General features: G+C 64.1%; 27 protein-coding genes. 4 read left to right on the top strand and 23 right to left on the bottom strand.

Features of this window, described 5'->3' with window-relative positions; translation table 11 throughout:
- Window position 1: 1 nt before the first annotated feature.
- The gene (locus AC1DOG_RS14055; RefSeq protein ID WP_477928796.1) at window positions 2-958 is read right to left on the bottom strand and encodes an AraC family transcriptional regulator; all 957 of its coding nucleotides are present in this window, start codon (window positions 956-958) and stop codon (window positions 2-4) included.
- Window positions 959-1,079: 121 nt separating this feature from the next.
- On the opposite strand from AC1DOG_RS14055, the gene AC1DOG_RS14050 reads away from it, so the two are divergent.
- Entirely contained in the window at window positions 1,080-2,117 is a 1,038-nt protein-coding gene (locus AC1DOG_RS14050; RefSeq protein ID WP_477928794.1) for an SDR family oxidoreductase, read from the top strand.
- A gap of 37 nt (window positions 2,118-2,154) precedes the next feature.
- On the opposite strand, the gene AC1DOG_RS14045 is transcribed toward AC1DOG_RS14050, so the two are convergent.
- From AC1DOG_RS14045 to rsgA, 11 genes are all read right to left on the bottom strand, one after another.
- Window positions 2,155-2,640 carry a GFA family protein gene (locus AC1DOG_RS14045; RefSeq protein WP_477928792.1) on the bottom strand — a complete coding sequence of 162 codons (486 nt, stop codon included), beginning with the start codon at window positions 2,638-2,640 and terminating at the stop codon, window positions 2,155-2,157.
- Window positions 2,641-2,709: 69 nt separating this feature from the next.
- Window positions 2,710-3,240: an AAA family ATPase gene (locus AC1DOG_RS14040; RefSeq protein WP_477928790.1), complete on the bottom strand. Its 531-nt coding sequence runs from the start codon at window positions 3,238-3,240 to the stop codon at window positions 2,710-2,712.
- A 782-nt stretch (window positions 3,241-4,022) separates the two neighbouring features.
- Window positions 4,023-4,562 (bottom strand): GrpB family protein, encoded by a 540-nt coding sequence (locus AC1DOG_RS14035; RefSeq protein ID WP_477928788.1) that lies wholly within the window; start codon window positions 4,560-4,562, stop codon window positions 4,023-4,025.
- 5 nt (window positions 4,563-4,567) lie between these two features.
- Window positions 4,568-5,182: a phosphonate metabolism protein/1,5-bisphosphokinase (PRPP-forming) PhnN gene (gene phnN / locus AC1DOG_RS14030; protein WP_477928786.1), complete on the bottom strand. Its 615-nt coding sequence runs from the start codon at window positions 5,180-5,182 to the stop codon at window positions 4,568-4,570.
- Window positions 5,179-6,318 (bottom strand): alpha-D-ribose 1-methylphosphonate 5-triphosphate diphosphatase, encoded by a 1,140-nt coding sequence (locus AC1DOG_RS14025; RefSeq protein WP_018899243.1) that lies wholly within the window; start codon window positions 6,316-6,318, stop codon window positions 5,179-5,181. The genes phnN and AC1DOG_RS14025 overlap by 4 nt, the downstream gene beginning before the upstream one ends.
- A gap of 14 nt (window positions 6,319-6,332) precedes the next feature.
- Window positions 6,333-7,028, bottom strand: coding sequence for a DUF1045 domain-containing protein (locus tag AC1DOG_RS14020; RefSeq protein WP_477928784.1), 696 nt, complete (start codon window positions 7,026-7,028; stop codon window positions 6,333-6,335).
- Between the two features lie 120 nt (window positions 7,029-7,148).
- Window positions 7,149-8,495: a phosphonate ABC transporter, permease protein PhnE gene (gene phnE / locus AC1DOG_RS14015; protein ID WP_477928782.1), complete on the bottom strand. Its 1,347-nt coding sequence runs from the start codon at window positions 8,493-8,495 to the stop codon at window positions 7,149-7,151.
- On the bottom strand, window positions 8,495-9,475 hold the full coding sequence (phnE, locus tag AC1DOG_RS14010; protein ID WP_018899240.1) for a phosphonate ABC transporter, permease protein PhnE: 981 nt from the start codon (window positions 9,473-9,475) through the stop codon (window positions 8,495-8,497). Before phnE (AC1DOG_RS14010) ends, phnE (AC1DOG_RS14015) begins: the two co-directional genes overlap by 1 nt.
- 70 nt (window positions 9,476-9,545) lie before the next feature.
- Window positions 9,546-10,457, bottom strand: a complete 912-nt coding sequence (gene phnD / locus AC1DOG_RS14005; protein WP_047506750.1) for a phosphonate ABC transporter substrate-binding protein — start codon at window positions 10,455-10,457, stop codon at window positions 9,546-9,548.
- Window positions 10,458-10,544: 87 nt separating this feature from the next.
- Entirely contained in the window at window positions 10,545-11,390 is an 846-nt protein-coding gene (gene phnC, locus AC1DOG_RS14000) for a phosphonate ABC transporter ATP-binding protein (RefSeq protein ID WP_477928781.1), read from the bottom strand.
- 310 nt (window positions 11,391-11,700) lie between these two features.
- On the bottom strand, window positions 11,701-12,720 hold the full coding sequence (rsgA, locus tag AC1DOG_RS13995; RefSeq protein ID WP_477928780.1) for a ribosome small subunit-dependent GTPase A: 1,020 nt from the start codon (window positions 12,718-12,720) through the stop codon (window positions 11,701-11,703).
- Window positions 12,721-12,979: 259 nt separating this feature from the next.
- On the opposite strand from rsgA, the gene AC1DOG_RS13990 reads away from it, so the two are divergent.
- Window positions 12,980-13,903, top strand: a complete 924-nt coding sequence (locus AC1DOG_RS13990; protein ID WP_477928778.1) for a DMT family transporter — start codon at window positions 12,980-12,982, stop codon at window positions 13,901-13,903.
- A gap of 62 nt (window positions 13,904-13,965) precedes the next feature.
- Here the strand turns inward: AC1DOG_RS13990 and AC1DOG_RS13985 are convergent, their stop codons facing one another.
- The 7 genes from AC1DOG_RS13985 to phnG form a co-directional block, all read right to left on the bottom strand.
- Window positions 13,966-14,583 (bottom strand): DapH/DapD/GlmU-related protein, encoded by a 618-nt coding sequence (locus tag AC1DOG_RS13985; protein ID WP_477928776.1) that lies wholly within the window; start codon window positions 14,581-14,583, stop codon window positions 13,966-13,968.
- Complete coding sequence (gene phnL, locus AC1DOG_RS13980; protein ID WP_037188349.1) at window positions 14,580-15,290, bottom strand: phosphonate C-P lyase system protein PhnL; 711 nt, start codon at window positions 15,288-15,290, stop codon at window positions 14,580-14,582. The genes AC1DOG_RS13985 and phnL overlap by 4 nt, the downstream gene beginning before the upstream one ends.
- 65 nt (window positions 15,291-15,355) lie before the next feature.
- Window positions 15,356-16,132 (bottom strand): phosphonate C-P lyase system protein PhnK, encoded by a 777-nt coding sequence (phnK, locus tag AC1DOG_RS13975; RefSeq protein ID WP_018899232.1) that lies wholly within the window; start codon window positions 16,130-16,132, stop codon window positions 15,356-15,358.
- 235 nt (window positions 16,133-16,367) lie between these two features.
- Window positions 16,368-17,249, bottom strand: a complete 882-nt coding sequence (locus AC1DOG_RS13970) for an alpha-D-ribose 1-methylphosphonate 5-phosphate C-P-lyase PhnJ (protein ID WP_018899231.1) — start codon at window positions 17,247-17,249, stop codon at window positions 16,368-16,370.
- Window positions 17,246-18,355, bottom strand: coding sequence for a carbon-phosphorus lyase complex subunit (locus tag AC1DOG_RS13965; RefSeq protein WP_047506739.1), 1,110 nt, complete (start codon window positions 18,353-18,355; stop codon window positions 17,246-17,248). The genes AC1DOG_RS13970 and AC1DOG_RS13965 overlap by 4 nt, the downstream gene beginning before the upstream one ends.
- 3 nt (window positions 18,356-18,358) lie before the next feature.
- Complete coding sequence (gene phnH / locus AC1DOG_RS13960) at window positions 18,359-18,982, bottom strand: phosphonate C-P lyase system protein PhnH (protein WP_018899229.1); 624 nt, start codon at window positions 18,980-18,982, stop codon at window positions 18,359-18,361.
- Window positions 18,982-19,467 (bottom strand): phosphonate C-P lyase system protein PhnG, encoded by a 486-nt coding sequence (gene phnG, locus AC1DOG_RS13955; RefSeq protein ID WP_477928772.1) that lies wholly within the window; start codon window positions 19,465-19,467, stop codon window positions 18,982-18,984. Before phnG ends, phnH begins: the two co-directional genes overlap by 1 nt.
- Window positions 19,468-19,583: 116 nt before the next feature.
- Between phnG and phnF the strand changes: the two genes are divergently transcribed.
- The gene (phnF, locus tag AC1DOG_RS13950) at window positions 19,584-20,315 is read left to right on the top strand and encodes a phosphonate metabolism transcriptional regulator PhnF (RefSeq protein WP_477928770.1); all 732 of its coding nucleotides are present in this window, start codon (window positions 19,584-19,586) and stop codon (window positions 20,313-20,315) included.
- Between the two features lie 8 nt (window positions 20,316-20,323).
- On the opposite strand, the gene AC1DOG_RS13945 is transcribed toward phnF, so the two are convergent.
- A complete protein-coding gene (locus AC1DOG_RS13945; protein ID WP_477928768.1) occupies window positions 20,324-20,482 on the bottom strand; it encodes a hypothetical protein in 159 nt (52 codons plus the stop codon).
- A gap of 80 nt (window positions 20,483-20,562) precedes the next feature.
- A complete protein-coding gene (locus AC1DOG_RS13940) occupies window positions 20,563-21,429 on the bottom strand; it encodes an oxidoreductase (protein ID WP_477928766.1) in 867 nt (288 codons plus the stop codon).
- 87 nt (window positions 21,430-21,516) lie between these two features.
- Between AC1DOG_RS13940 and AC1DOG_RS13935 the strand changes: the two genes are divergently transcribed.
- On the top strand, window positions 21,517-21,930 hold the full coding sequence (locus AC1DOG_RS13935) for a winged helix-turn-helix transcriptional regulator (RefSeq protein WP_113197192.1): 414 nt from the start codon (window positions 21,517-21,519) through the stop codon (window positions 21,928-21,930).
- Between the two features lie 63 nt (window positions 21,931-21,993).
- Here the strand turns inward: AC1DOG_RS13935 and AC1DOG_RS13930 are convergent, their stop codons facing one another.
- On the bottom strand, window positions 21,994-22,629 hold the full coding sequence (locus AC1DOG_RS13930) for a 2,3-bisphosphoglycerate-dependent phosphoglycerate mutase (RefSeq protein WP_018899221.1): 636 nt from the start codon (window positions 22,627-22,629) through the stop codon (window positions 21,994-21,996).
- A gap of 21 nt (window positions 22,630-22,650) precedes the next feature.
- A complete protein-coding gene (gene dapB, locus AC1DOG_RS13925) occupies window positions 22,651-23,475 on the bottom strand; it encodes a 4-hydroxy-tetrahydrodipicolinate reductase (protein WP_477928763.1) in 825 nt (274 codons plus the stop codon).
- Window positions 23,476-23,487 lie beyond the last annotated feature (12 nt).

The raw sequence follows: 23,487 nt of genomic DNA, 5'->3' as shown, positions 1-23,487 counted from the left end.
TTTAGCCCGCAGATGCCAACTCACCCTCATCGCCGGCATCCAGCCCATTCACCGCCACCCTATAGGCCGACGGCGATCTGCCGTTCACGCGCTTGAAGGCGTTGCTGAAGGCGCTTTCGGAGGTGTAGCCGAGCGAGCGGGCGACGGAGGCGATGGGGGTGCGGGCTTCGCGGAGCGCCCGTTCGGCAAGGCGCATGCGCCATTCCGTGAGATAGGCGAGCGGGGCGACGCCCGAGACGGACTTGAAATGCACGGCAAACGAAGTGCGCGACATGGCGCAGGCGCTGGCGAGCTCCTCCAGATGCCAGGCGCGCGCGGGATCGCCGTGCATCAGGCGCAGCGCCGGCGCGATCCTGGGTTCCGCCAGCGCCTTCAGCCAACCGGCGGGCATGCGGTCGGCGGCGCTTAAGTGCGAGCGCAGGATTTCGATGAAGAGCAGCTGGGTCAGCTGCGCGGAGGCGAGCGCCGCCCCCGGCTGGCCGATGTCGCGCTCCTCGATCAGCCGGTCGAGCAGCCAGCGGAAGATGGCGGCCTGTGGCGAGGCGGAGCGGGTGTGGATCCAGGTGGGCAGGATATCCGACAGCAGGCCGCCCCTCAGCGGATCGAGCGCGACATGGCCGCCGATATGGGCGAAATCATTGCCATCTCCCAGCGTCACCAACCGCCGCCCCGTGCCCGTGAATATGCTCATGGCGTCGACCGGCTGCAGCGCGGGATCGCTTGACAGCACGAAGCTGCGCTTCTTCGCGAGCAGGCCGACATCGCCTTCCTCGAAACGGATCGGCTCGGCCTCGCCCTCCAGCATCACCCAACAACCGCCCTTTACCACCGCGAAGAACTTGATCTTGTCGCGCCCCGGAAAGGCGATCGACCACGGACCGCCGGCGGTAAAGCCGCCGGTGACGATCGCCTCGGCTTTCGTCAGGCTCAGGACATCGGAGAAAGGATCAGTCAGCACTATCGAACTATCGCGCAAGTCATGCGGATTTTCAAGCATTCACAGTACGGAACGGGCTGCCTACCTTTCCGTCATCGAGTTCGCCGCGATCCGATGCGGCGGCAGAAGCATGAGGCAGATTATGACGACTGACAACAAAGACACGCTCGTTCTCGTTACCGGCGGCACCGGGTTCATCGCGCAATATTGCATGCTGGCGCTGCTGCAAGACGGCTACCGCGTGCGCACCACCATCCGTTCACCCGGGCGGGAGGACGAGGTGCGGGCGCATCTCAAGGCTGGCGGTGTCGATGCCAGCGACCGGCTGTCCTTCGCGATCGCCGATCTCGATCACGACAAGGGATGGGCTGAAGCGGTGGCCGGTTGCACTTACGTGATGCACGGCGCCTCGCCGACGCCATCGGGCGACCAGACGCGCGAGGAGGATTGGATCGAGCCCGCCGTCAACGGCAATCTGAGGGTGCTCACGGCGGCACGCGATGCGGGTGTCAGCCGCGTGGTTCTGACATCGGCCTTCGGCGCCATCGGCGTTGGCCATGGGCCGGACCACCGGCGGCCGTTCGACGAGACCGACTGGAGCAACCTTGAAGGCAATGTCGCGCCCTACCAGAAATCGAAGACGCTGTCGGAGCGCGCCGCCTGGGAGTTCATCGCGCGCGAGGGCCAAGGCATGCAGCTTTCGGCGGTCAATCCGGTCGCGGTCTACGGCCCGGTTCTCGGCGCCGACTATTCGCACTCGATCCGGCTGATCGCCAACATGATGAAAGGGCAGCCGGGCTGCGTGAACGTTAATTCCTGCTGCGTCGACGTGCGCGATGTGGCGGACCTGCACCTGCGCTGCATGACCGACCCCGCAGCTGCCGGCGAGCGCTTCCTTGCCACCGTCGGCGACAGCCTATGGATGGTCGAGGTCGCGGAACTGCTGCGGCAAAGGCTGGGTGCAGCGGCGGCCAAGGTCTCGACCGATGTCTGGCCCGACGAGCAGGTGCGCATCGCCGGCGAGACGAATGCGCAGCTGAAGGCGGTGGTGCCGCTCCTCAACTACGACATGAACGCGACGGGCGAGAAGGCGGAGCGCCTGCTGGGGTGGGCACCGCGCTCAAGGGAAGAGGCGATCGTTGCCTGCGCCGAGAGCTTGGTTCGGCTTGGGTTGGTGTAGGGGATTAGAGGCACGCTAATGTCAGTGTTGATCGGCGTTACGCCTCGCCTCGGGTGAGCGCCATCACCGCGTCGGTGCTTGGGCCCTCCCCGGCATGGCCGCGAAGTTTCTCGAACCTGAGCACGCCGGCGACCTCGGATGTGCCGCCGGAATCGTTGGGGTGGGCGATGCCGTTCATGACTTTTACTTCGGCGAAATCGAAGGGGCTGACGCCTTCGAGGACGGCGACATTGATGCCGAACTGGCTGGTGTTGGAGCGGCGCTGGTGGTGGGTGTAGATGCCGCAGGTCTTGCAGAAGTAGTGTTTCGCCGTGCCGGTGTGGAACTGGTAGAGCGTCAGATTGTCCTCGCCCTCGACGAACTCTATGTCGTCGAGATTGGCGGAGGCGGCGATGGCGCCGCGCATGCGGCAATAGGAGCAGGTGCAGCGGCGGATGGTGTTGAACTCATCCGTCAGCCGCACCTTGAACTTAACCGTGCCGCAGTGGCAGGCGGCGTTGTGCTGGGGTCTTGCGTCGGTCATGGGGGGTACCTTGTGATGTCGTTTCGATGTTCGAGGCGGGTGCCGGCCGCGGTATCGGATCGCCTATCGTTAGCCGGATGCGGCGCATCTCGCCAGGATGTCGTCGATGACGGAGGCAAGCGGCGCGGTGGCATCGATGATTGTCGCAGCGGACGGTATATCTTCCTTGATCGCGTGCAGCCGCAGGACTAATTGCTGCTCGGCGGGGCTTGCGCCGAATTCGTCGTCGGGCCTCGTTGCCAGTCTCTTCATCAGCGTGTCCGCATCGACGTCGAGGACGAAAACGTGGTCGAAGAGATCGATGAAACGATCGAAATTCCTGGAGCCGCCACAGAAGAAGGAGATCGCGTTGCTTTGGTCATTGACCAGGGCCCTGACCTTATCGATGTCCCAGAGATGGTGCCGGTGACCAAAGGCGACATCAGCCGCATTCTGCCTGCGCGCGGCATCGTTCAGGGGCTCGCCTGTCACGGGATCGCCCTTATAGGCGAGTTCGCGGTCACCATGGACGACGTGATAGCCGCGCTGTTGCAAGCCTGTCGCAACCGAGGTCTTGCCCGTGCCGGACACGCCTTCGATCAGAACGTTTCTGACGCCCATTTTGCTCTCATTCGATAGATCATAGCTTTGCTGGCGAGGCACACGTTGGCGATGCCAGTGGCGCGCTTCTAGCGCAGAATTCTATCATATTTTCGACAGTGAGATTGGGACTTGGTGCGAAGCGTGTGTTGGGATTGGGCGGGCGTCGGTGTTTGTCCTTGGTGGGTGAGGCCCCCTCATCCGCCTGCCGGCACCTTCTCCCCGCGGGGGAGAAGAGACTCGTGGTGGCCGCTCGCCTAGATCTCTCCTGTTGTGAAAAGGACCCCGAGATAGGGCACAGCGATGCGCCCAGCCCCTTCTCCCCAGCGGGGAGAAGTGCCGGAGCGACAGCGAGGCGATGAGGGGGTCGCGGGCGCAAACGGTGCGATGGTCATAAAATGCAACGCGCCAACCACACACCACAAAACCCCGCGCCGGAGACCTCTCCGCGACGGCATGGCAGGCTGGGAATGGGCAGGCGACGGTCGGTATAGAATGGGATTGTCAGGCAATATCGCCTGCCCGATCATATCAAGGCTTCCGGATATCCAGGCCGACAGGAGCGTCTCTCGGCCTTTCGCTTCCGGATGGATGAGAGGTCCTGACGACCTCAACATCCACCTTTCAACAACCATCACCGAACGCCGGGCTTACGCCCTGATGTGTCAGATCCGGTTCGCGACCCGGCTCCCTGTCCAATGACGCCATCAGTATGGGAGCGACCATTGCAGCGGGGATGGATGGGGACGATGAAATCCGCAAGCGGCTGATATCGCGGCGAGTTCTTTGGCCGCGTAATAAAATTATCCCCGCGATGCCGATATCTCGGCCTCGGCGCGGCGCAGCGTCTCGGCAACGAAGGCGCTCTTGCCGCCAGTGTAGTGGTCCCAGTCGCCTGCTGATTCCTCGGCGAGGCGCTGCTTCAGCGCCTGGTATTCGGCGGCGCGGTCCGGGTGGAGGCGGAGGTGGTTGCGGAAGAGGAGGCGGTCGTGGTGGGCGGGGTTGGCCTTAAGGCAGAGGTAGAGGCGCAGGCCGTAGCCTTCGTGTTCGCGGGTGAATGGCAGGCGGCCGTCGCCATGCGGGTCGCCGTGGGCGCGGAAGCCGGAGAGTGCGAGTTTATCGGTGAGGGTGGCGAGGGCGTTGACGTCGATGAGGACGGCGTCGAGGTCGATCTTCGGCTTGGCGGCGAGGCCGGGGACGGCGGTGCTGCCGATGTGTTCGACAGCAAGGATGAGGCCGGGCGCGAGCGACAGGAGTTCGTCGCGCGCGGCATGGAAGAACGAGGGCCAACGCGGATCGTAATCGATAACCCGGATTGGTCGATTTGGCCGGATCGGCCGCATCGTCGTCAGCCGATCTCTTGGAGGAAGCCCTCGAGCACCTCGACCATCAGGCGTTCGCCCTGTTCCAGCGAGCCACTATTGTCGAGATCGACGACGTCGTAATCGCCGCGCACGGTGAGCGGGCCGCGGGCCAGGCGGGCCATGATGTCCTCGTGGGTCTCGCGGCCGCGGGCCTCGAGACGGCTCGCCAGCACCTCTGCGCGGGCGGTGACGTTGATGACCTTCAGGCGGGGGAAGACGGCGTGGAAATGGTGCAGCGCCGAGCGTGAGCCATTGGCGATGACGAGGCTTCCAGCCGACAGCGACACCGAGACTTCCGAGGGGATGCCGTATTTCAGGCCGTGAGCTTCCCACCAGACGGAGAAGCTGCCGGCCTGCTCCATCGAGGCGAAGCCCTGGGGCGAGACGGCGAGATGATCCTCGCCGCCGGCATCATGATCGCGGGTGATGACGCGGCGGACGAAATGAACGTCCTGCCGCTCGCGGAAATGGCGGGCGGCGGCCGCCATCAGCGTGTCCTTGCCGGCGCCGGAGGGACCGACCACGACCACCATGATGCCGTGCTCGGTGCCGGGAACGACGTGTGGCTCGTGCGAGGGATGGGTTTCGTGCGCGGTCATGCGACCCGGCGCCCTTCGCGCCAGACGGAGCGGCTGACCGGAACGCCCTCGTCGCGGAAGACGCGAACGAGATCGGCGCGCAGGCCTGTCGCGATACGGCCGCGATCGTTGAGGCTCACCGTGCGCGCCGGCGTCGAGGTGACCATGGCGATCGCCTTGGGAAGCGAGATGCTTTCCACCTCGTCGGCGATCAGGAAGGGTGCGTAGAGCAGGCTGAGCGGAACGTAATCGGAGGAGAGAACGTCGAGCACGCCGCGCTCGGCGAGATCGCGGGCGGCGATGTTGCCGGAGTGCGATTTGCCGCGCACGATATTCGGCGCGCCCATCAGCACGCTCATGCCGTTTTCATGCGAGGCCTTGGCGGCGTCGAAGCTGGTCGGGAATTCGGCGAGACGCACGCCGTTTTCGATCGCCTCGTCGACATGGGCGAGCGTCGCGTCGTCATGGCTGGCGACCGTGATGCCGCGCTCGGCGCAGACCTTCGAGATCGCGACGCGGTGTGGCGTCGAATTGCGCTCGGATTCAGAGACGCGGCGATCGACGAACTTGGCGAACTCGGCGTCGGTGAGGCCGCGCTTCTTCTGATAGTAGAAGATGTACTGGTCCATGGTCTGGAACTGGCGCTGGCCCGGCGCATGGTCCATCAGCGAGACGAGGCGGACATAGGGGTCGTTTTCGAAATCGGCGAAGTGCTGCAGCACGTTGTCGGCGGAGACTTCGCAACGCAGGTGGATGAGGTGCTCGGCGCGCAGGCGGCCCTCTTTCTCGGCCTTCTGGATGGCATCGGCCATGTCGCGCATCTCGCCATGCTCGAAGCCGCCATCCTCGTCCGCGCCCATGCGCAGGCAATCGAAGACCGTGGTGATGCCTGACGTCACGATCTGGGCGTCGTGCGCCTGGATCGCCGCCGTCTTGTTCCAGCGCAGGCCGGGGCGTGGCGAATAGTGGCCCTCGAGATGATCGGTGTGCAGCTCGACCAGGCCGGGGATCAGGTAGTCACCTTCGAAATCCTCGCCCAGGCGGGAGCTGCCGCTTGCGATATCCTCGATCTTGCCGTCGCGAACGAGGACCGATCCTTCGACGATTTCATCCTCAAGGACGATGCGGGCGTTGGAGAAGACGGTTTCTTTGGTCATGGGCGTCAGATCTTTCAAGGTTTGGCGGCGGCAAGCGGCCACCAGGAATGGGCGGTAAACGGCGCTCCGCGCGTCTCTTCGACGAAAACGGCAAGGCCCGAAATCAAAAGCGGCCGGCCGGTGAAGGCGGCGAAACGCTCGGCGAGAATGGTCTTCATCACCTCGGCGCGCTCTTCCGGCACCTGGCCGGAAAGCGTCATGTGGAAACCGAAGTCATCCATCACGTGAGGATAGCCCCAGCGCAACAGATTGGCCCTCTGGCTTTCGCTGAGCTTGTCCGGATTGCGCCGAGCGATATCGGCTTCGGACAAGCTCGCGCGGAACGGTTCGAAGGACTTTACCACGGAGGCGGCGAATTGCTGAAGCGGCGGATGCAGGGAGCCGGGCACGAGCGCGAAGAACCGGCCGAGCTGGCCGAGCACGAGCTCGGGGATCTCGAATGCTGGCGTCGCGGCGGCGAAATCCTCGACGGCCTGGATGAGGTCCTTTTCGGTGACCGAGGAGGCCAGATGAAACGGCGCCTTGATGGTGGCGTGGAAGGCATAGCGGCGCGGATCGGCGGTGAGCTCGAACTGCTCGGCGGCCGGCAGGTCAGGATAATCGGGAGCCGGATAAGTTTCGCCGGTGAAGGCATCGCGACCGAGCCAATGGGCTGCCGCCACGTTCAAAGGATCACCCTTCGGCGGCGTGAAATAGAGTGCGTATCGCAAGGCCAGTATCCCGGAAATCTATGTGGATGCGGGAGGCAGTCTGCCGTGATTTGACCGCCCGCCGCAAGCTTGTTTCCGGCTAAAAGATTTCCGTGACAGAATGATGATGATCAAGACCCATCAATGGGTCTTTTTGCCCATCACCCGCGAACGCAGCGCATTGGAGATATTGTCGAAGACGAAGACGACGATGAGGATGAGGAGCACCATGTAGGCGACCTTGTCCCAATCGGAGTTGGTCTTCATCGATTCCAAGAGTTTCAGGCCGATACCACCTGCGCCGACGGCGCCGATGACGGTGGCCGAGCGGGTGTTGGATTCCCAGAAATAGAGCGACTGCGAGATGAAGATCGGCAGCACCTGCGGCACCACGCCGAAGCGCTGGACGACGACCGGCGATGCACCCACCGACTTGACGCCCTCGCGCTGCTTGTCATCGACATTTTCCAGCGCCTCGGCATAGACCTTGCCCAGCGCGCCGGTGTCGGTGAAGAAGATGGCGGCGATGCCGGGGATCGGCCCGGGGCCGAAGGCGCGGGTGAAGAACAGCGCCCAGATCAGCATGTCGATGGAGCGCAGGAAATCGAAGAGGCGCTTCGTCGCCCAGTTGGCCGAACGGTTGAGCGTGATGTTGCGCGCGGCGATGAAGGCCAGCGGGAAGGCGAAGAGCGAGCCGAGCAGCGTACCGACGAAGGCCATGACCAGCGTCTGCATCAGCTTCGACAGGATATCGCCGTGCTGCCAGCTGGCATTGTTGAGGAAATTGTCAAGCACCAGCGAGGCGTTGGACTGCGCGGGATCGATACGATCACCCGACAGCATGAGGCCGGCGACATCGACGAGGCTCTTGCCCCAGAAGGGCGACTGCGTGTCGAAGAAGAAATTGGCCCAGCCGAGGAAGCGGCGTTGCACATAGACCTGCGTCGAGCGGATTTCCGCCTGGCCCTCGAAGCCGAAGGAGACGGTGACCTTGCTGTCGTCCTGTTTCATGACGGCGGGGGCGCCCGGCGGCAGGATGGCGCGATCCTTGGTGATCTCGACAGGATAGAGCTTGCCGCCGAGATAGACGTCGACACGTTCAGGCGTCACTTCCATGCGGTCGGCATCGCTGCCGTAGGTGACGGTGTAGCCGCCGGCTGCGGTCGGCAGCATCCATGCGATGATGGCGTCCTTCGGATACTGGCCGCGGCTGGTCCACTGCGGCACGACCTTGCCATCGACGAAGCGCAGGCGCGGCTGGGCGCGCCAGGAATACCAGTCCTGGACATAGATCGAGGCGCGATCCCAATTGCCGTTGACGAAGGTCGGGATGACCTTGAAGAAATTGAATGCGAGCGCGAGGTAGATGATGACGAGGCCGGCGATGAGGGCGAGGCCCCAGCGCTGCATGAAGCTGCGGTGGAAGACTTCGGGATAATTGTCCAGCAGGCGCTGGCGATCGGCGGCGTTGACTGTGAGCGACGACATCAGGCTGCTCCTCGGCCGAATTCGAAGGACTGCTTGCCGATCATGCGGCGGCGGAGCCAGGCGGAGAACTGGTCGACGCAGACGACGGTGATCAGAAGCAGGATGATGATGGCATAGGTCTTGGCGGCGTGATCGCGGCCGATCGCCAGGCTGAAGACCTCGCCGATACCGCCGCCGCCGACGGCGCCGATGATGGTGGAGGCGCGCACGTTGATCTCAAGGCGCAGCAGCGTGTAGGAGACGAAATTGGGCATGACCTGCGGCAGGATGGCGAAGCGGACGCGCTCGAGCCAGCTGGCGCCGGATGCGCGCAGGCCCTCGTCCGGCTTCATGTCGGCATTCTCGACCACTTCGAAGAACAGCTTGCCGAGCGCGCCGATGGTGTGGATCGACACCGCGATGATGGCCGAGATCGGGCCGATCGACAGGATGGCGGCGAGCAGGCCGGCGATGACGATCTCCGGGAAGGCGCGCAGGATTTCCATGATGCGGCGCACGACCCAGCGGGTGGCGCCGGCGCCGACCAGATTGGTCGAGGCGAAGAAGCAGAGCACGAAGGCGCCGGATGCGCCGAGGATGGTCGAGACGATGGCGACGTTGATGGTGATCGCCAGCTGGTAGAAGAAATTCGGGATATAGAAGCTGTCGGTGATGTAGACGCGGTCGCTGACGTAATCATACTTGATCGAGCCATCGGCATAGGGCGACGGCAGGTCGAACATGGCCCTGAAAATCTCCAGCGGGCTGTCCGGCACGAAATGCTTCATGAAATCGAAGAGATAGGGCAGACGTTCGAAGAACTTGCCCGAATTGGCGCTGTTGGCGAAATCGAGCGAGGCACCGAGGACGATCAGGAACACAACGATCGAGATCACGGTGTAGATACGCCGTGTCCGGACCTGCTGCTGGTAGTGATCGAGAATTGTGCGGGAGCCTTGCTGCAGTCCGCCCATGTGGTCGGGTTCGGCCACGTGCGCCATGTTGAGCATCCTTGTTGAACGAACGGCGGCACCATGATGATGCCGCCGCGAGTTTATTCAGAGGTTCGGATCAACCGCCGATAACCGACTTACGAGCGTCGATGATCGTCTGGTAGAAGGACTGGTCGACCGGCGACCAATCGACGTAACCACCGCCGGTGAAGCTGTCGAAGCAGCCCTTGTCGGTCTTCGGCAGTTCGGCGAAGTAGGCGGTGACCTTCTTCTGGATGTCGGACGGCAGCTTGTTGGAAACCATCAGCGGGCCGTTCGGGATCAGCGGGGACTTCCAGACCTGGACGATATCGTCCATGTCGAGCAGGCCCTTGGTGACCATGATGTGCAGGTTGCCAGAGGTGTAGCCCTGGGCCCAATCGCCGGTGGCGGAGCCGAAGGTGGTGCCGACGTCGAACTTCTTGTCGAGAACGCCGAGAACGAGGTTCTCATGGCCGCCGCCGAAGCCGGTTTCAGAGAAGTACTGCTTGACCGGCATGCCGACATCCTTCGGCAGCGAGACGTTCGGGACGAGGTAGCCCGAGGTCGAATCCGGATCGGCGAAGCCGAGCTTCTTGCCCTTGGCGTCGGCGAGCGTCTTGATGCCCGAATCCTTGCGGGCGACCATGATCGAGTAGTAGCCGGTCGAGCCGTCTTCCTGCTTGGTGGTCAGAACCGGCGTAACGGCGTTCGGATCCTTGAGGTAGATCGAGGCGTAGGAGGAAGCGCCCATGACAGCGAGGTCGATGGTGCCGCCCAGCAGGCCCTGGATGACGCCGTTATAGTTCGGCGACGGGAAGATCTGGACTTCCGAAACGCCGGTGGCGGCAACGAGGCCCGGCTTGACGCACTCGGTGCGGCGAACCTGGTCGGCTTCGTTTTCACCGCCGTCGAGGCCGATACGCAGGACCTTGACGTCCTGAGCGTAGGCCTGGCCTGCAACGGTGGCGATGGCGATCGTTGCCATCAGGATCTTGCGGAACGCAGACATGGTAGTCTCCTTTGGTGACGTTTGTCAGTGACTTTGAGTTACTGGGGAGCTGTGCTTTTCCGGCTTTTTCCCCCGGCCGGAAACTTGTCAGCGCATGACGGCGGAGGCGGCCATCACGCGGGATACGGCGTCCTGCTGCTTGCCCTTGATGTTATCAAGGCTGGTGGACGTCATGGTCTCGTCGATGCCGGCGCCGTTCTTGTCGGTGCCGTAGATTTCGTTGACGGCGTCGGCCGTCAGTTCGGACGGCTTGCCGTCGAAGACGACCCGTCCGCCGGCCATGCCGACGATGCGCTCGCAATAGCTGCGCGCGGTGTCGAGCGTGTGCAGGTTGGTGATGACGGTGATGCCTTCGCGCTCGTTGATATCGCGCAGCGCGTCCATGACGATCTTGGCGTTCAGCGGGTCGAGCGAGGCGATCGGCTCGTCGGCAAGCAGCATCTTCGGCGCCTGCATGAGAGCGCGGGCAATCGCCACGCGCTGCTGCTGGCCGCCCGAGAGCGTGCCGGCCATCTGCAGCGCCGTCTGCTCGATGCCCATACGCTCAAGCGCCGCGATCGCCTGCACCCGCTCTTCGCGGGTGAAGACGCCGAGCAGGCTAAGCACGGTGGAGCGATGGTTGAGACGGCCGAGGATGACATTGGTCATCACGTCGAGGCGCGGCACGAGATTGAACTGCTGGAAGATCATGGCGCAATCGCGCTGCCAGTTGCGCAGCGACTTGCCGCGCAGGCCCGACACCTCGGTGCCGTTGAAATGGATCGAGCCGGAGCTCGGCTCCTGCAGGCGGTTGATCATGCGCAGAAGCGTGGACTTGCCGGCGCCCGAACGGCCGATAATGCCGACCATCTGGCCCTGAGGGATGTCAAGCGTCACACTATCGACGGCGATCTTCTTGCCGAATTGACGGGTGACATTCTTCAGCTCGAACATCATGCTCTTCCTCATAGCCCAAACGCGATATGAGGGAGTGCATTAGGCCCGGTCCGTGAAGCTCCAATGTCAGTTTTGTGTAAGTGCTGTCACAAACGGGGCTACTGTGGATTGAAACGTGACAGTGGGGTCACAATTCTGTGACAGGCGTGGGGTGTGGTGAATGCGGTGCACTTCTACGGCATTTTCCCGAAGTTCAAGCGAAGTCTAGCCATGCATGGCGAAGTCTAGTGAAAAACATTAGATTTCCATAGTCATGGCTAGTGACGCCATGGCTTGGCGCACGGTTCCCGCGCCCACGCCTCACCCCTCACCGCCGCTTCTGCAGCACCTTGTTGCCCTTCGGCCCGGTCATCTTCGGGGTATTCTTGTCGTTCTCGTCGCGCAGCACTCGCCAGCGGGCGAGACGCTCGGGCGCAAGCGTGCCGGATTTGACGGCGGCCTGGACGGCGCAGCCGGGTTCGTGGTCGTGGGTGCAATCGCGAAAGCGGCAGTGTTCGGCAAGCTCGGTGATCTCGGAAAAGACCTGCTCGATCCCTTCCTGCACATCGCTGACGTGGAGCGTGCGCATGCCCGGCGTGTCGATGACCCAGCCGCCGCCTTCCATGGCGTGCAGCGAGCGGGCGGTCGTGGTGTGGCGGCCCTTGGCGTCGCGTTCGCGGATGCCGCCGGTTGCCTGCGAGCCCTCGCCGCTCAGCCCGGCCAGCGCATTGACCAGCGTCGACTTGCCGACGCCGGAGGAGCCGATCAGCGCGAGCGTCTGGCCGAAGCCGCTCCATGGACCAAGCGCTGCAGCGGCATCGTCGCTCTTGGCGTTGAGCACGACCACCGCGAGATCGCGCTGCAGCGCTTTCGCCTGGGCTTCGTATTCCGCGACATCAGGGGCGAGGTCGGCCTTGGTCAGCACGATGACGGGCGTTGTCTCGGCCTGGTTGGCGAGCGCCATGTAGCGCTCGAGGCGGGCGACGTTGAAATCGGCGTTGCAGGAGGTGACGATCAGGAGCGTATCGACATTGGCGGCGCCGAGCTGTTGGCCCTGACGTCCCTCGACGCGACGCTGCAACAGCGTGCGGCGCTCCAGCCGGCGCACCAGCCTGTCGTCCTCGGGATCCACCATCACCCAGTCGCCGACGGCGAATTCGGACGTATTCAGCTGATGCGAAATCTTGAGCCGGATCAAGCCGTCTAGCGAGGTGACGCTCAGGCGGCTGCGATGCACTTCGGCGATGCGACGGGGGATGAGACCATGATCGTCATCCGTCAGCTGATCGGAAAAGAATTCGGACCAGCCGAGCGAGGCCAGGAATGTCGCTTCGTGATCGGTCGTCAAAGGTTCACCGGGGACTGCGGCGTATGGGTCAAGGCTGGCTCCGTGATGGGACGTGTCGTGGCGCGGACATTAGCGGAAGCTTCGGCGGGAAGATATGGGGTTTGCTACAGCGATACATCTGGGCGGGAAACGACGGCCGATCCCTGTTGTTATTGGACAGCCAAGTCACCGGCAGAGATTGGTGCCGTTCGCGCCTCATAGCGTCTTGATTTCCCGCGAGACTTTCCTGAAAGCTGCGTTGCCCCTCAAGGAAATCTCCATGTTCGTCTCGGAAGCCTTCGCAATCGGTTCGGCCACCTGCATCGCGCTCAGCTCGATGTTCATCAACGAGCTCAACGGGCGGGTGCCGTTGATGCAGCTTGCGCGCTGGCAGCTGACCGCGGCCTTCGTGATGACGGCGCTGGCGGCGACTGTTGCCGGCGGGTGGGCGACGCTTGGGGCTTGGCAGCTCGGGTCGCTCTTAGCCTCCAGCGTGTTCGGGATCGTGATTGCCAGCACCACCTATTTCGCGGCGATCTATACGGCCGGGCCGCGCGTGACGGCGCTGCTGTTCTCGCTGGCCTCGCCATTCGCGCTGGTGCTCGGCTATGTCGCGCTGGGCGAGACGATCGATCTGCGACAGGGGCTCGGGGTCGTGCTCATTCTTTGCGGCATCGTGATTGCCATCGGCTTTCGCCGGCGTCGGCCGGCGCCGATGATCCCGCTTGCCGATGGCGAGCCGATCGCGGAGCCGGCACCTTCTACGCCGCCGGTGTCCATGGTCGGGATAACGCTCGGCGTCATCACCGCGCTCGGGCAGGCGCTGGGGAGCCTGACGGCGCGGCCGGCGATGGCTGCCGGTGTCGAGCCTTTCACGGCGATGGCGGTGCGTTCCGGGCTGGCGGTGATCTGCTTCTGGGCGCTTCTGGCGCTCCCTCGGGTGCGGGCCCAGGCGATCGGTTTTCGAGCGCGGGATTTCGGCCTTGCGGCCACCGCGGCCTTCTTCGGTACGGCGCTCGGAATGTCGCTTCTGATGGCGGCCCTGAAGACCGGAAATGTCGGGATCGTTTCGACGCTGTCTTCGATGACGCCTGTCGTCATTCTGCCGATGGTGTGGCTGCGCAGCGGACAGATGCCGCGTGCGCATGCCTGGGGCGGGGCCGCACTTGCCATCGCGGGCACGGCGCTGATCAGCCTCGGCTAAGCCCCCGGCGCGAATGGTGATCCATTCGCGCCGGAGAGGTTTGATGCAAAGGGATAGGCGGCTCAGGCCTCGTATCGCGCCAAGAAATCCTCGGCGTTGAGCGCGCGGAAGTCGGCGAGCGCCACGCGCAGCCGGTCATGCTCCCAATCCCACCATGCGAGCCTGTCCATGCGCTCGCCGATCTCTTTCGGAAAGCGCTCCCGGATCAGCTTGGCGGGTACGCCGCCGACGATGGTGTAGGGTGCGACATCCTTGGAGACCACCGCGCCGGCGCCGATGACGGCGCCGTTGCCGACGTTGACGCCCGGCAGCAGCGTGGCGCCGTGGCCGATCCAGACGTCATGGCCGATCGTGACGCGGTTGGAGCGGCGCCACTCGAAGAACTCCGTCTCCATGTCCGCGTCCGGCCAGTAATCGGCGGCGCGGTAGGTGAAGTGGTGCAGCGTGGCGCGCCAGGTCGGATGGTTGGTGGCGTTGATGCGCACGGAGGCGGCGATGTTGACGAACTTGCCGATCGTGGCGCACCAGATGGCGCCGTCCTGCATGACGTAGGAGTAATCGCCAAGCCCGACCTCATCGATGCGGCAGCGCTCCGACAGCTCGGTGTAGCGGCCGAGCGTCGAATTGTTCACCGAGGCGGTCTCGTGGATATAGGGCTCAAGGCCAATCTTGCGGCTCATGCTGCGATCGGCCTCCGTGGCGAGAACTTCTGCACGTCGAGAATGCGGTCGGCGACGGCCTCGCGCACTTCCTCGTCATGGAAGATGCCGAGCAGGCCGACGCCCTTCTGTTTCTTCTCGGCGATCATTTCGACGACGACAGCGCGGTTCTTTGCGTCGAGCGAAGCGGTCGGCTCGTCGAGCAGGAGGATGGTGTGATCGGTGATGAAGCCGCGGGCGATGTTGACGCGCTGCTGCTCGCCGCCGGAGAAGGTGGCGGGGGGGAGCTGCCAGAGCGCTTCCGGCAGGTTGAGCTTGGCAAGCAGCTCGGCTGCCTTTTCGCGCGCGACATCCGCCTTCGTGCCACGGGCGACCAGCGGCTCGGCGACGACATCGATGGCCGCGACGCGCGGCACGGTGCGCAGAAACTGGCTGACGTAACCGAGTGTGCGGCGGCGCACCTCGATGATGGTGCGCGGATCGGTGGTGGCGAGATCGACGATGCGATCCTGGTGCTTGACCAGGATCTGGCCGCTATCGACCGCGTAATTGCCGTAGATCATCTTCAACAGCGAACTCTTGCCGATGCCCGAGGGGCCGCCGAGCACGACGCATTCGCCCGAGGCGACGGAGAAGGAGACATCCGAAACGACGGGTAGCTTGATGCCGTCGCGCAGATGCATGGTGAAGCTCTTGGAGACTTCCGAAACAACGAGTGGCGTTGCCATGATTGACTTCCCTGGTTTCTGGCGACAATCCGTGAGCTTAGCCGGCTTACGGATTGCGCTCTCAACTATACCTGCAGGATCGAGGAGACGAGGAGCTGGGTGTAGGGCTCGCGGGGATCGTCGAGCACCCGGTCGGTCAGGCCATGCTCGATGACGTGGCCGTCCTTCATCACCATCATCCGGTGCGACAGCAGGCGGGCGACGGCGAGGTCGTGGGTGACGATGATGGCGGCAAGGCCGAGATCGTTGACGAGGCCGCGAACGAGATCGAGCAGGCGGGCCTGAACCGAGACGTCGAGACCGCCGGTCGGTTCGTCCATGAAGACGAGGCGCGGGCCGGTGACGAGATTGCGGGCGATCTGCAGGCGCTGGCGCATGCCGCCGGAGAAGGCGCGCGGCTGATCGTCGATACGGCTCTCGTCTATCTCGACGCGGCTCAGCCAATCAACCGCAGTGGCGCGGATATTGCCATAGTGCCGATCGCCGATCGCCATCAACCGCTCGCCGACATTGGCGCCGGCCGACACCGTCATGCGCAGCCCGTCAGCCGGATTCTGATGCACGAAGCCCCAGTCGGTGCGCATCAGGAAACGGCGCTCGGCCTCGCTCATGTGGTAGAGATCGCGGTACTGGCCATCGCGCATGTGATACTCGACGCTGCCCGTGGTCGGCATCAGGCGGGTGGAGATGCAGTTCAAGAGCGTCGTCTTGCCGGAGCCGGATTCACCGACGATCGCCAGCACTTCGCCGGGCCAGAGCTCGAAGGAGACGTTCTTGCAGCCGATGCGGTTGCCGTAGAACTTCGAGACGTCGTTGACTTTGAGAAGGGGGGTGTCGGTCATGGCTATGCCTCCGCGAATGTGTGTGTGAGGGCATGGAATGTCGAGGGCGGGTTACCCCCCTCTGTCCTGCCGGACATCTCCCCCACATGGGGGGAGATCGACTCGTTGCGATGTTTACGCCAGCCAATGGATGCGGAACGAGCGGTTGCGCCCAGCCAATCTCCCCCCTTGTGGGGGAGATGCCCGGCAGGGCAGAGGGGGGTATCCGCGGCAGAACGCCAGCTTGAAAGCGCCCTCATTCCGCAGCCTCCCGACCCTGCGCCAGCATCTCGCCGACATGGCCATGCTCCCGCCGGTCCTCGCAATGATCCGTATCCGAGCAGACGAACATGCGGCCGCCCTTGTCGTCCAGGATCACCTCGTCGAGATAGACGTCTTCCGCGCCGCAGAGGGCGCAGGGCTTGCCGAAGCGCTGGATCTCGAAGGGGTGATCCTCGAAATCGAGGCTGACGACTTCGGTGTAGGGCGGGACGGCGTAGATGCGTTTTTCGCGGCCGGCGCCGAAGAGCTGCAAGGCGTCCGACATGTGCATTTTCGGATTGTCGAACTTCGGCGTCGGCGACGGGTCCATGACGTAGCGGCCGGCGACCTTGACCGGGTAGGCGTAGGTCTTGGAGATGCGGCCGTTATGGGCGATGTCCTCGTAGAGCTTGACGTGCATGAGGCCGTATTCCTCGAGCGCGTGCATCTTGCGGGTCTCGGTCTCGCGCGGCTCGAGGAAGCGCAGCGGCTCGGGGATCGGCACCTGGTAGACCAGAACCTGGCCCGCCCCGAGCTTTTCTTCCGGGATGCGGTGGCGGGTCTGGATGATGGTGGCATCCTTGGTGTGCGTGGTGACCGCGACATTGGCGACCTTCTGGAAGAAGGCGCGGATGGAGACGGCGTTGGTGGTGTCGTCGGCGCCCTGGTCGATGACCTTCAGCACATCATCGGGGCCGATGATCGAGGCCGTGACCTGCACGCCGCCGGTGCCCCAGCCATAGGGCATCGGCATTTCGCGGGAGGCGAAGGGCACCTGATAGCCGGGGATGGCGATCGCCTTCAGGATGGCGCGGCGGATCATCCGCTTGGTCTGTTCGTCGAGATAGGCGAAGTTGTATGTGGCGAGATCGCTCATTCGGCTGCCTCCTTGAGATCGTCATCGCCACCGTTGCGGGCGGCGTCGAAGTCGTTTCGCATGCGGCGGACGAGATCGAGCTCGGCCTGGAAATCGACGTAATGCGGCAGCTTCAGATGCTCGACGAAGCCGGTCGACTGGACGTTATCGGCATGAGAGATGACGAATTCCTCGTCCTGCGCGGGCGCGGTGACATCCTCGCCTAGCTCGCCGGCGCGCAGCGCACGATCGACCAGCGACATGGACATGGCCTTGCGCTCGCTCTGGCCGAAGACCAGGCCGTAACCGCGGGTGAACTGCGGCGGCGCCTTGGAGGAGCCCTTGAACTGGTTGACCATCTGGCACTCTGTGACCTGGATGGAACCGAGCGAGACCGCGAAGCCGAGCTCGGGCACATCGAACTCCACCTCGACCTCGCCGATGCGGATTTCGCCGGTGAAGGGGTGGTTGCGGCCATAGCCGCGCTGGGTGGAATAGCCGAGCGCCAAGAGGAAACCCTCGTCGCCACGGGCAAGCGCCTGCAGGCGCAGGTCGCGACTCATCGGGAATTCCATCGGCTCGCGGGTCAGATCGCCGATCTCGTGATCCTCCGGCATTTCGCCATCACCCTCGATCAGGCCTTCATGGGCGAGGATCTCGGAGACACGCATGACGCGGCCGGTCTCGGCCTCGCGCAGCACCGGCTCCTCGACCGCGCCATCCTCAAGCAGCGACGGGTCGAGCAGGCGGTGGGTGTAATCGAAGGTCGGGCCGAGCAGCTGGCCGCCCGGCAGGTCTTTATAGGTGGCGGAGACGCGGCGCTCGATCTTCATTTGCGCCGTATCGATTGGCTGCGAGTAGCCAAAGCGAGGCAATGTCGTGCGGTAGGCGCGCAGCAGGAAGATCGCCTCGATCATGTCACCGCGCGACTGGCGCACGGCGAGTGCCGCCAGCGTGCGGTCGTAGAGCGAGGCTTCGGCCATGACGCGGTCGACGGCGAGCGTCAGCTGCGCGACGATCTGCTCGATGCCGATGGCGGGGAGCGCGCGATCACCGCGGCGGCGATCGGCGAGCAGGCGGTGGGCATTCGAAATGGCGGCCTCGCCACCTTTGACGGCAACATACATGGGTCACATCTCCGTTGCGGTTATCTTGGTGGTGCGCGGCAGGCAGAGGAAACGGCTGCCCGAGGTGAGCACGATGTCGACGCCGCGCGGGAAAAGCGCGCGATTTTCCGTCCACAGATGCAGGAAGCGCTCGGGGAGCCCAAGCGGCGCGACGTCGGTGACGGTCTTGATGCCGGGGCCCATCAAAGCGAGGCGGCGACCGCCTTCGAGATCGGGCAGCTCGATGACGAGCGTGGTCGAACGATCCGGATATTCCTGGGTGCCGGATGCAAACAGGCCGAAGGAGGAGAGCGTGGCTCCTTCATCGACAAAGGCGAAGCGGGCTTCGGCCTTTTCGGGCGTGACCGGCGCACCGGTGTGGAAGCCGAGCCATTGCGGCGTGGCGGACTTTGCCAAGGCGGGCGAGAGCCAGACGGGGGTGTCGTGATCGCAGAGCGTTAGCGCGATGGCGCCGGCAGCGATACCGAGCGGCGCCGGCGGCTCGGCATCGGGCGACACGGTCTGGATGGTGCCGGGGCGGGCCATGGCATCCATCATCAGCTTGAAGACGCTCTGGGCGTGGAACACCGGCTCGGCGAAGCCGCCGGAGAGAGCATCGGCGTTATGTGTTTCGGTCTTGAGGGGCATCAGTCGTCTCCGCGAACCATAGTGAAGAAATCGACGCGGGTGGCCGCGGTCTCGTCGGCCTTCTTGTTATCGGCATCGGCGACGCGGGCCGCGATCGGCGCAAGCAGGGTGGTTTCGATTGTGTCGCGGGTGGCCGGCTCCTGCCAGAGCGCATCGAAGATCGCCGAGAGACGTGCCTTTTCGCGATCAGTGCCGAGCGCCTGGGCATGGCCGATGGTGCCGGAAGCGAGGCGGATGGTGGCACGGGTGACGGTGACCTCGCCGAGATTGAAGGCGGCACCGCCGCCGCCCATGCGGCCGCGCACCATGACGAGGCCGGTTTCGGGGCCGCGCACGGCTTGCGCCACCGGCTTTTCCGTCAATGCCTGCCAGGCTGCTTCCAGCTCCTGCCGCTCGGCGCGGGCGAGCAGATCGACGGTGCGCTTGCGCGCCCGGTCGCCCTCACTCAGCTCGGTCTTGCCTACCTTCTTTTCCGCTAAGGTCATCGCCACATCCTTTAAATGTCTATTGATATAGACAACCATACAAGCTATACCTAGACCTAAATCGCCGAGGTGACAAGCGTGTGACATTTCGGGGGCGCATAAGATAAAGGGCTAAAATGGCTGGGCAGGTTCAGAGACAGACGGGCGTGGCGCTGTGGCGGCAGATCGCCGACCGGATTCGCCAGGCGATCAGCGCCGGCGCCTACGACGAAACGGGCATGGTGCCGCCGGAGATGACGCTCGCCACGCAGTTCGGCGTCAACCGCCACACGGTGCGCAGCGCGCTGGCGGCTCTGGCGCAGGAAGGGATCGTGCGCGCCGTGCAGGGTCGCGGCACGCTGATCGAGCGCAAGGAGCGGCTGAACTTTCCGATCAGCAAGCGGACCCGCTTCAACAGCGGCATCGGCGAGCAGGCGCGCGAGACACGCGGGCTGCTGCTCGGCCATGGCGAGGAAGCGGCCAGCGACGAGGTGGCGCGCTGGCTGAAGCTTGTGCCGGGGACAAACTTGATCCGGCTGGAGACGGTGCGCAAGGCGGATGGGCGGCCGGTCTCGAGCGCGACCTCTTGGTTTCCGGCGGCGCGCTTCGCGGGCATGCGTGATGCCTACGAGACGACGGAATCGATCACCCGCGCCTTCGCCGCACTAGGCCTATCCGACTATATCCGCGCCACCACCGAAATCACCGCCGCCCACGCCGAAGCCGCCGACCTCTCGGCACTGGAACTGACGCCGGGGGCGATCGTGCTGATCACCAAGGCGATGAATACCGATCTCGACGGCGTGCCGGTGCAATATTCGGTGACGCGCTTTGCGGCCGACAGGGTGCAGTTCACGATCGAGAATTGAGGGTTATCCTAGGCCTTCGGCGTCTTGATCGCCGGGGGCACCGTCAGACATGCGTAATCGAAATCGCGCAGCATCGACTCATCGATGCCGCCGACCTTGAACAGCGCCTGCGCGGACGAATGGATGGCTTCGAACGCATCCGACTTGAACTTACGCCGGGTCGTCATGGTGTATCTCCCTGCTCGACCCGCAACCTAGCATCCACTCCTATCGCCCTCAAGCAGGCGTGCTAGACGCTATTTTAGGCTCACCTCGCCTCCCAGGGAAAGTGCCCTGCCCCGTTGCCGGCGTCGAAGTCGGTGGAGAGGCTGAGGTCGCGCCAGGTGGCGTGTTCGGTGGCTCTTTGCGCGTCGTTCTGCTCGATGGCGCGGATGGCGTCGCTGCCGAGCGGAAGGCGCAGCGGCGGGTTTTCGAGGCTGGCGAGATGGATGATGGCGGCGGCGGCTTTTGCCGGGTCGCCGGGCTGCCTGCCGTCATAATCGCGCTGATAGCGGGCCATCTTGCCGACGGTTTCGTCGTATTCGGGGCGGCCTTCGCGCAACGTGGTGGAGGCGCCGGCGAAATCGGTGCGGAAGCCGCCGGGCTCGACGATGCTGACCTTGACGCCGAGCGGGCCGACTTCGCGGCTCAAGGCCTCGGAGAAGCCCTCGACGCCCCACTTCGCCGCAGCATAGGGCGCGCGGCCGGCCGGGCCGATGCGGCCGCCGACGGAGGAAACCTGGATGATATGGCCGGCACCCTGCTCGCGCATCAGAGGCAGTGCCGCCTTGGTGACGATGATGGTGCCGAAGAGGTTGGTTTCGATCTGGGCGCGGAAATCGCTAAGGCTGGTATCCTCGATCGATCCGACGTCACCATAGCCGGCATTGTTGACGAGGACGTCGAGCCGGCCGAAGCGCTCGACCGTGGCCTTCACCGCCTGCTCGGCCGATTGCTCGTCGGTCACATCAAGCGAAATCGTCAAGACACTTGAGGGATAGCGCTGCTTGATATTATCGAGCTGGGCGGGATTGCGTGCGGTGGCGACCAGATTGTGCCCCTCAGCCAAAACCGCTTCCGCAAGCGCCCTGCCGAGACCGCGCGAACTGCCTGTAATCAACCAAACCTGTGACATCCGAAATCTCCTTGATCCGTCGAAAGACCATATAGACCTGACGGTATCTTCTTGAAAGAAGGTACCGGATGGATCTATACATACCTTATGGTAACTGAACTGAACGATGGTACATTCGACTTCTGCGAGACGCTGACGGATGCAGAGGATGCGCTTGCCCGCGAGATGCTGGAGCGCGCCAGCGCCAAGTGGCCGCTGCGCGTCATGCATATCCTGGCAGAGGCGAAGGGGCCGCTGCGCTTTTCACGGGTTCTGGAACGGGTGGAAGGCATCAGCCAGAAGGTGCTGACGCAGACACTGCGGACGCTGGAGGCCGACGGGCTGGTGACGCGCACGCTCTACCCGCAGGTGCCGCCGCGCGTGGAATACGAGCTGACGCCGCTGGGCGGGGAGCTTCTGGTGGAAGTGGTGGGGCTCTGGCAATGGATCGCCAACCGGCTGCCGGATTTCGAGGCGGCGCGGAAGCCGAAGGGTCAGACGGAAAACGGACCCAAAAACTAATGAATTTGTCCGGTCTGTCCGGAGAGGCGCCGCGCATCACAGAGACGCGCGGCGCGATAATATTTAGTGGGCGCCGGACATGTCGCCGAGGACTTCCTTGGAAGCGACGGTCGAGTCGGCGTTGAGCTTGTAGACCATGGGAACGCCGGTCGCGAGGTTGACGCCGAGGATCTGTTCCTTGGTGAGCTTGTCGAGCACCATGACCAGCGAGCGCAGCGAGTTGCCGTGAGCGGCGACGAGTACGGTTTCGCCGCGCAGCACGCGGGGCAGGATTTCCGTCAGATAATACGGCCAGACGCGGGCGCCGGTGTCGCGCAGGCTTTCGCCACCGGGAGGGGGAACGTCGTAGGAGCGGCGCCAGATGTGGACCTGCTCTTCGCCCCACTTGGCGCGGGCGTCGTCCTTGTTGAGGCCGGAGAGATCGCCGTAATCGCGCTCGTTCAACGCCTGATCCTTGATCGTCTCGAGGCCGGTCTGGCCGACGTTTTCAAGGATGATCTTCAGCGTGTCCTGGGCGCGCTTCAGATCGGAGGTGAAGGCGATGTCGAACTTGATGCCGGTTTCGGCAAGCGCCTTGCCGCCGGTATTGGCTTCCTGAACGCCGAGCTCCGTGAGCTCCGGGTTCTTCCAGCCGGTGAAAAGGTTCTTCAGGTTCCAGTCGCTCTGGCCGTGGCGAACGAGGACGAGGGTACCGCTCATTATAAATTCCTCCTGATGAGATCAGTGTTGGGAGAGCCCGAGAACATCGAGCATGGAATAGAGACCCGGCTTCTTGTCGCGCGCCCAAAGGGCTGCCTTGACGGCGCCGCGCGCGAAGATGGAGCGGTCGCCGGCGCTGTGGGCCATGGAGACGCGCTCGCCCTCGCCGGCGAAGATGACGGAATGTTCGCCGATGACGGAGCCACCGCGAAGCGTGGCAAAGCCGATCGTGCCCGCTTCGCGCGCGCCAGTGTGGCCATCGCGGACGCGGACGGAGTGCGTTGCGAGATCGATGCCGCGGCCCTTGGCGGCGGCTTCACCCAGCAGCAGCGCGGTGCCCGAGGGGGCATCGACCTTGCGCTTGTGGTGCATTTCGAGCACTTCGATGTCCCAATCAGCGGGATCGAGCGCGCGCGCCGCCTGTTCGACAAGCACGCTCAAGAGATTGACGCCGAGGCCCATATTGCCAGACTTGACAATGCGGGCGTGGCGGCTGGCGGCTGAGATCTTCTGTTCGTCCTCGACCGAGCAACCTGTCGTGCCGATGATGTGGACGATGCGGGCCTGGGCGGCGAGTGCTGCGAATTCATTGGTGGTCGACGGCGTGGTGAAATCGAGCACGCCATCGACATGCAGGAAGGCGGCCAGCGGATCGTCGGTTATCGCGATACCGTTGGGGCCGAGGCCCGCGATCTCGCCGGCATCCTTGCCGATGAAGGGCGAGCCCGGGCGGCCGACGGCTGCGTGCAACACGACGCCGTCGATCTCATGCACCATGCGGATGAGCGCCTGTCCCATGCGGCCCGCTGCACCAACCACCACCAGTTTCATCGCAGCATCGCTCATGTCAGGCGTCCA

Source organism: Rhizobium sp. 01N48, from assembly GCF_056399145.1.
The sequence above is the reverse complement of the archived record's forward strand: the minus strand, read 5'-3'. Positions and strand labels throughout refer to the sequence as shown.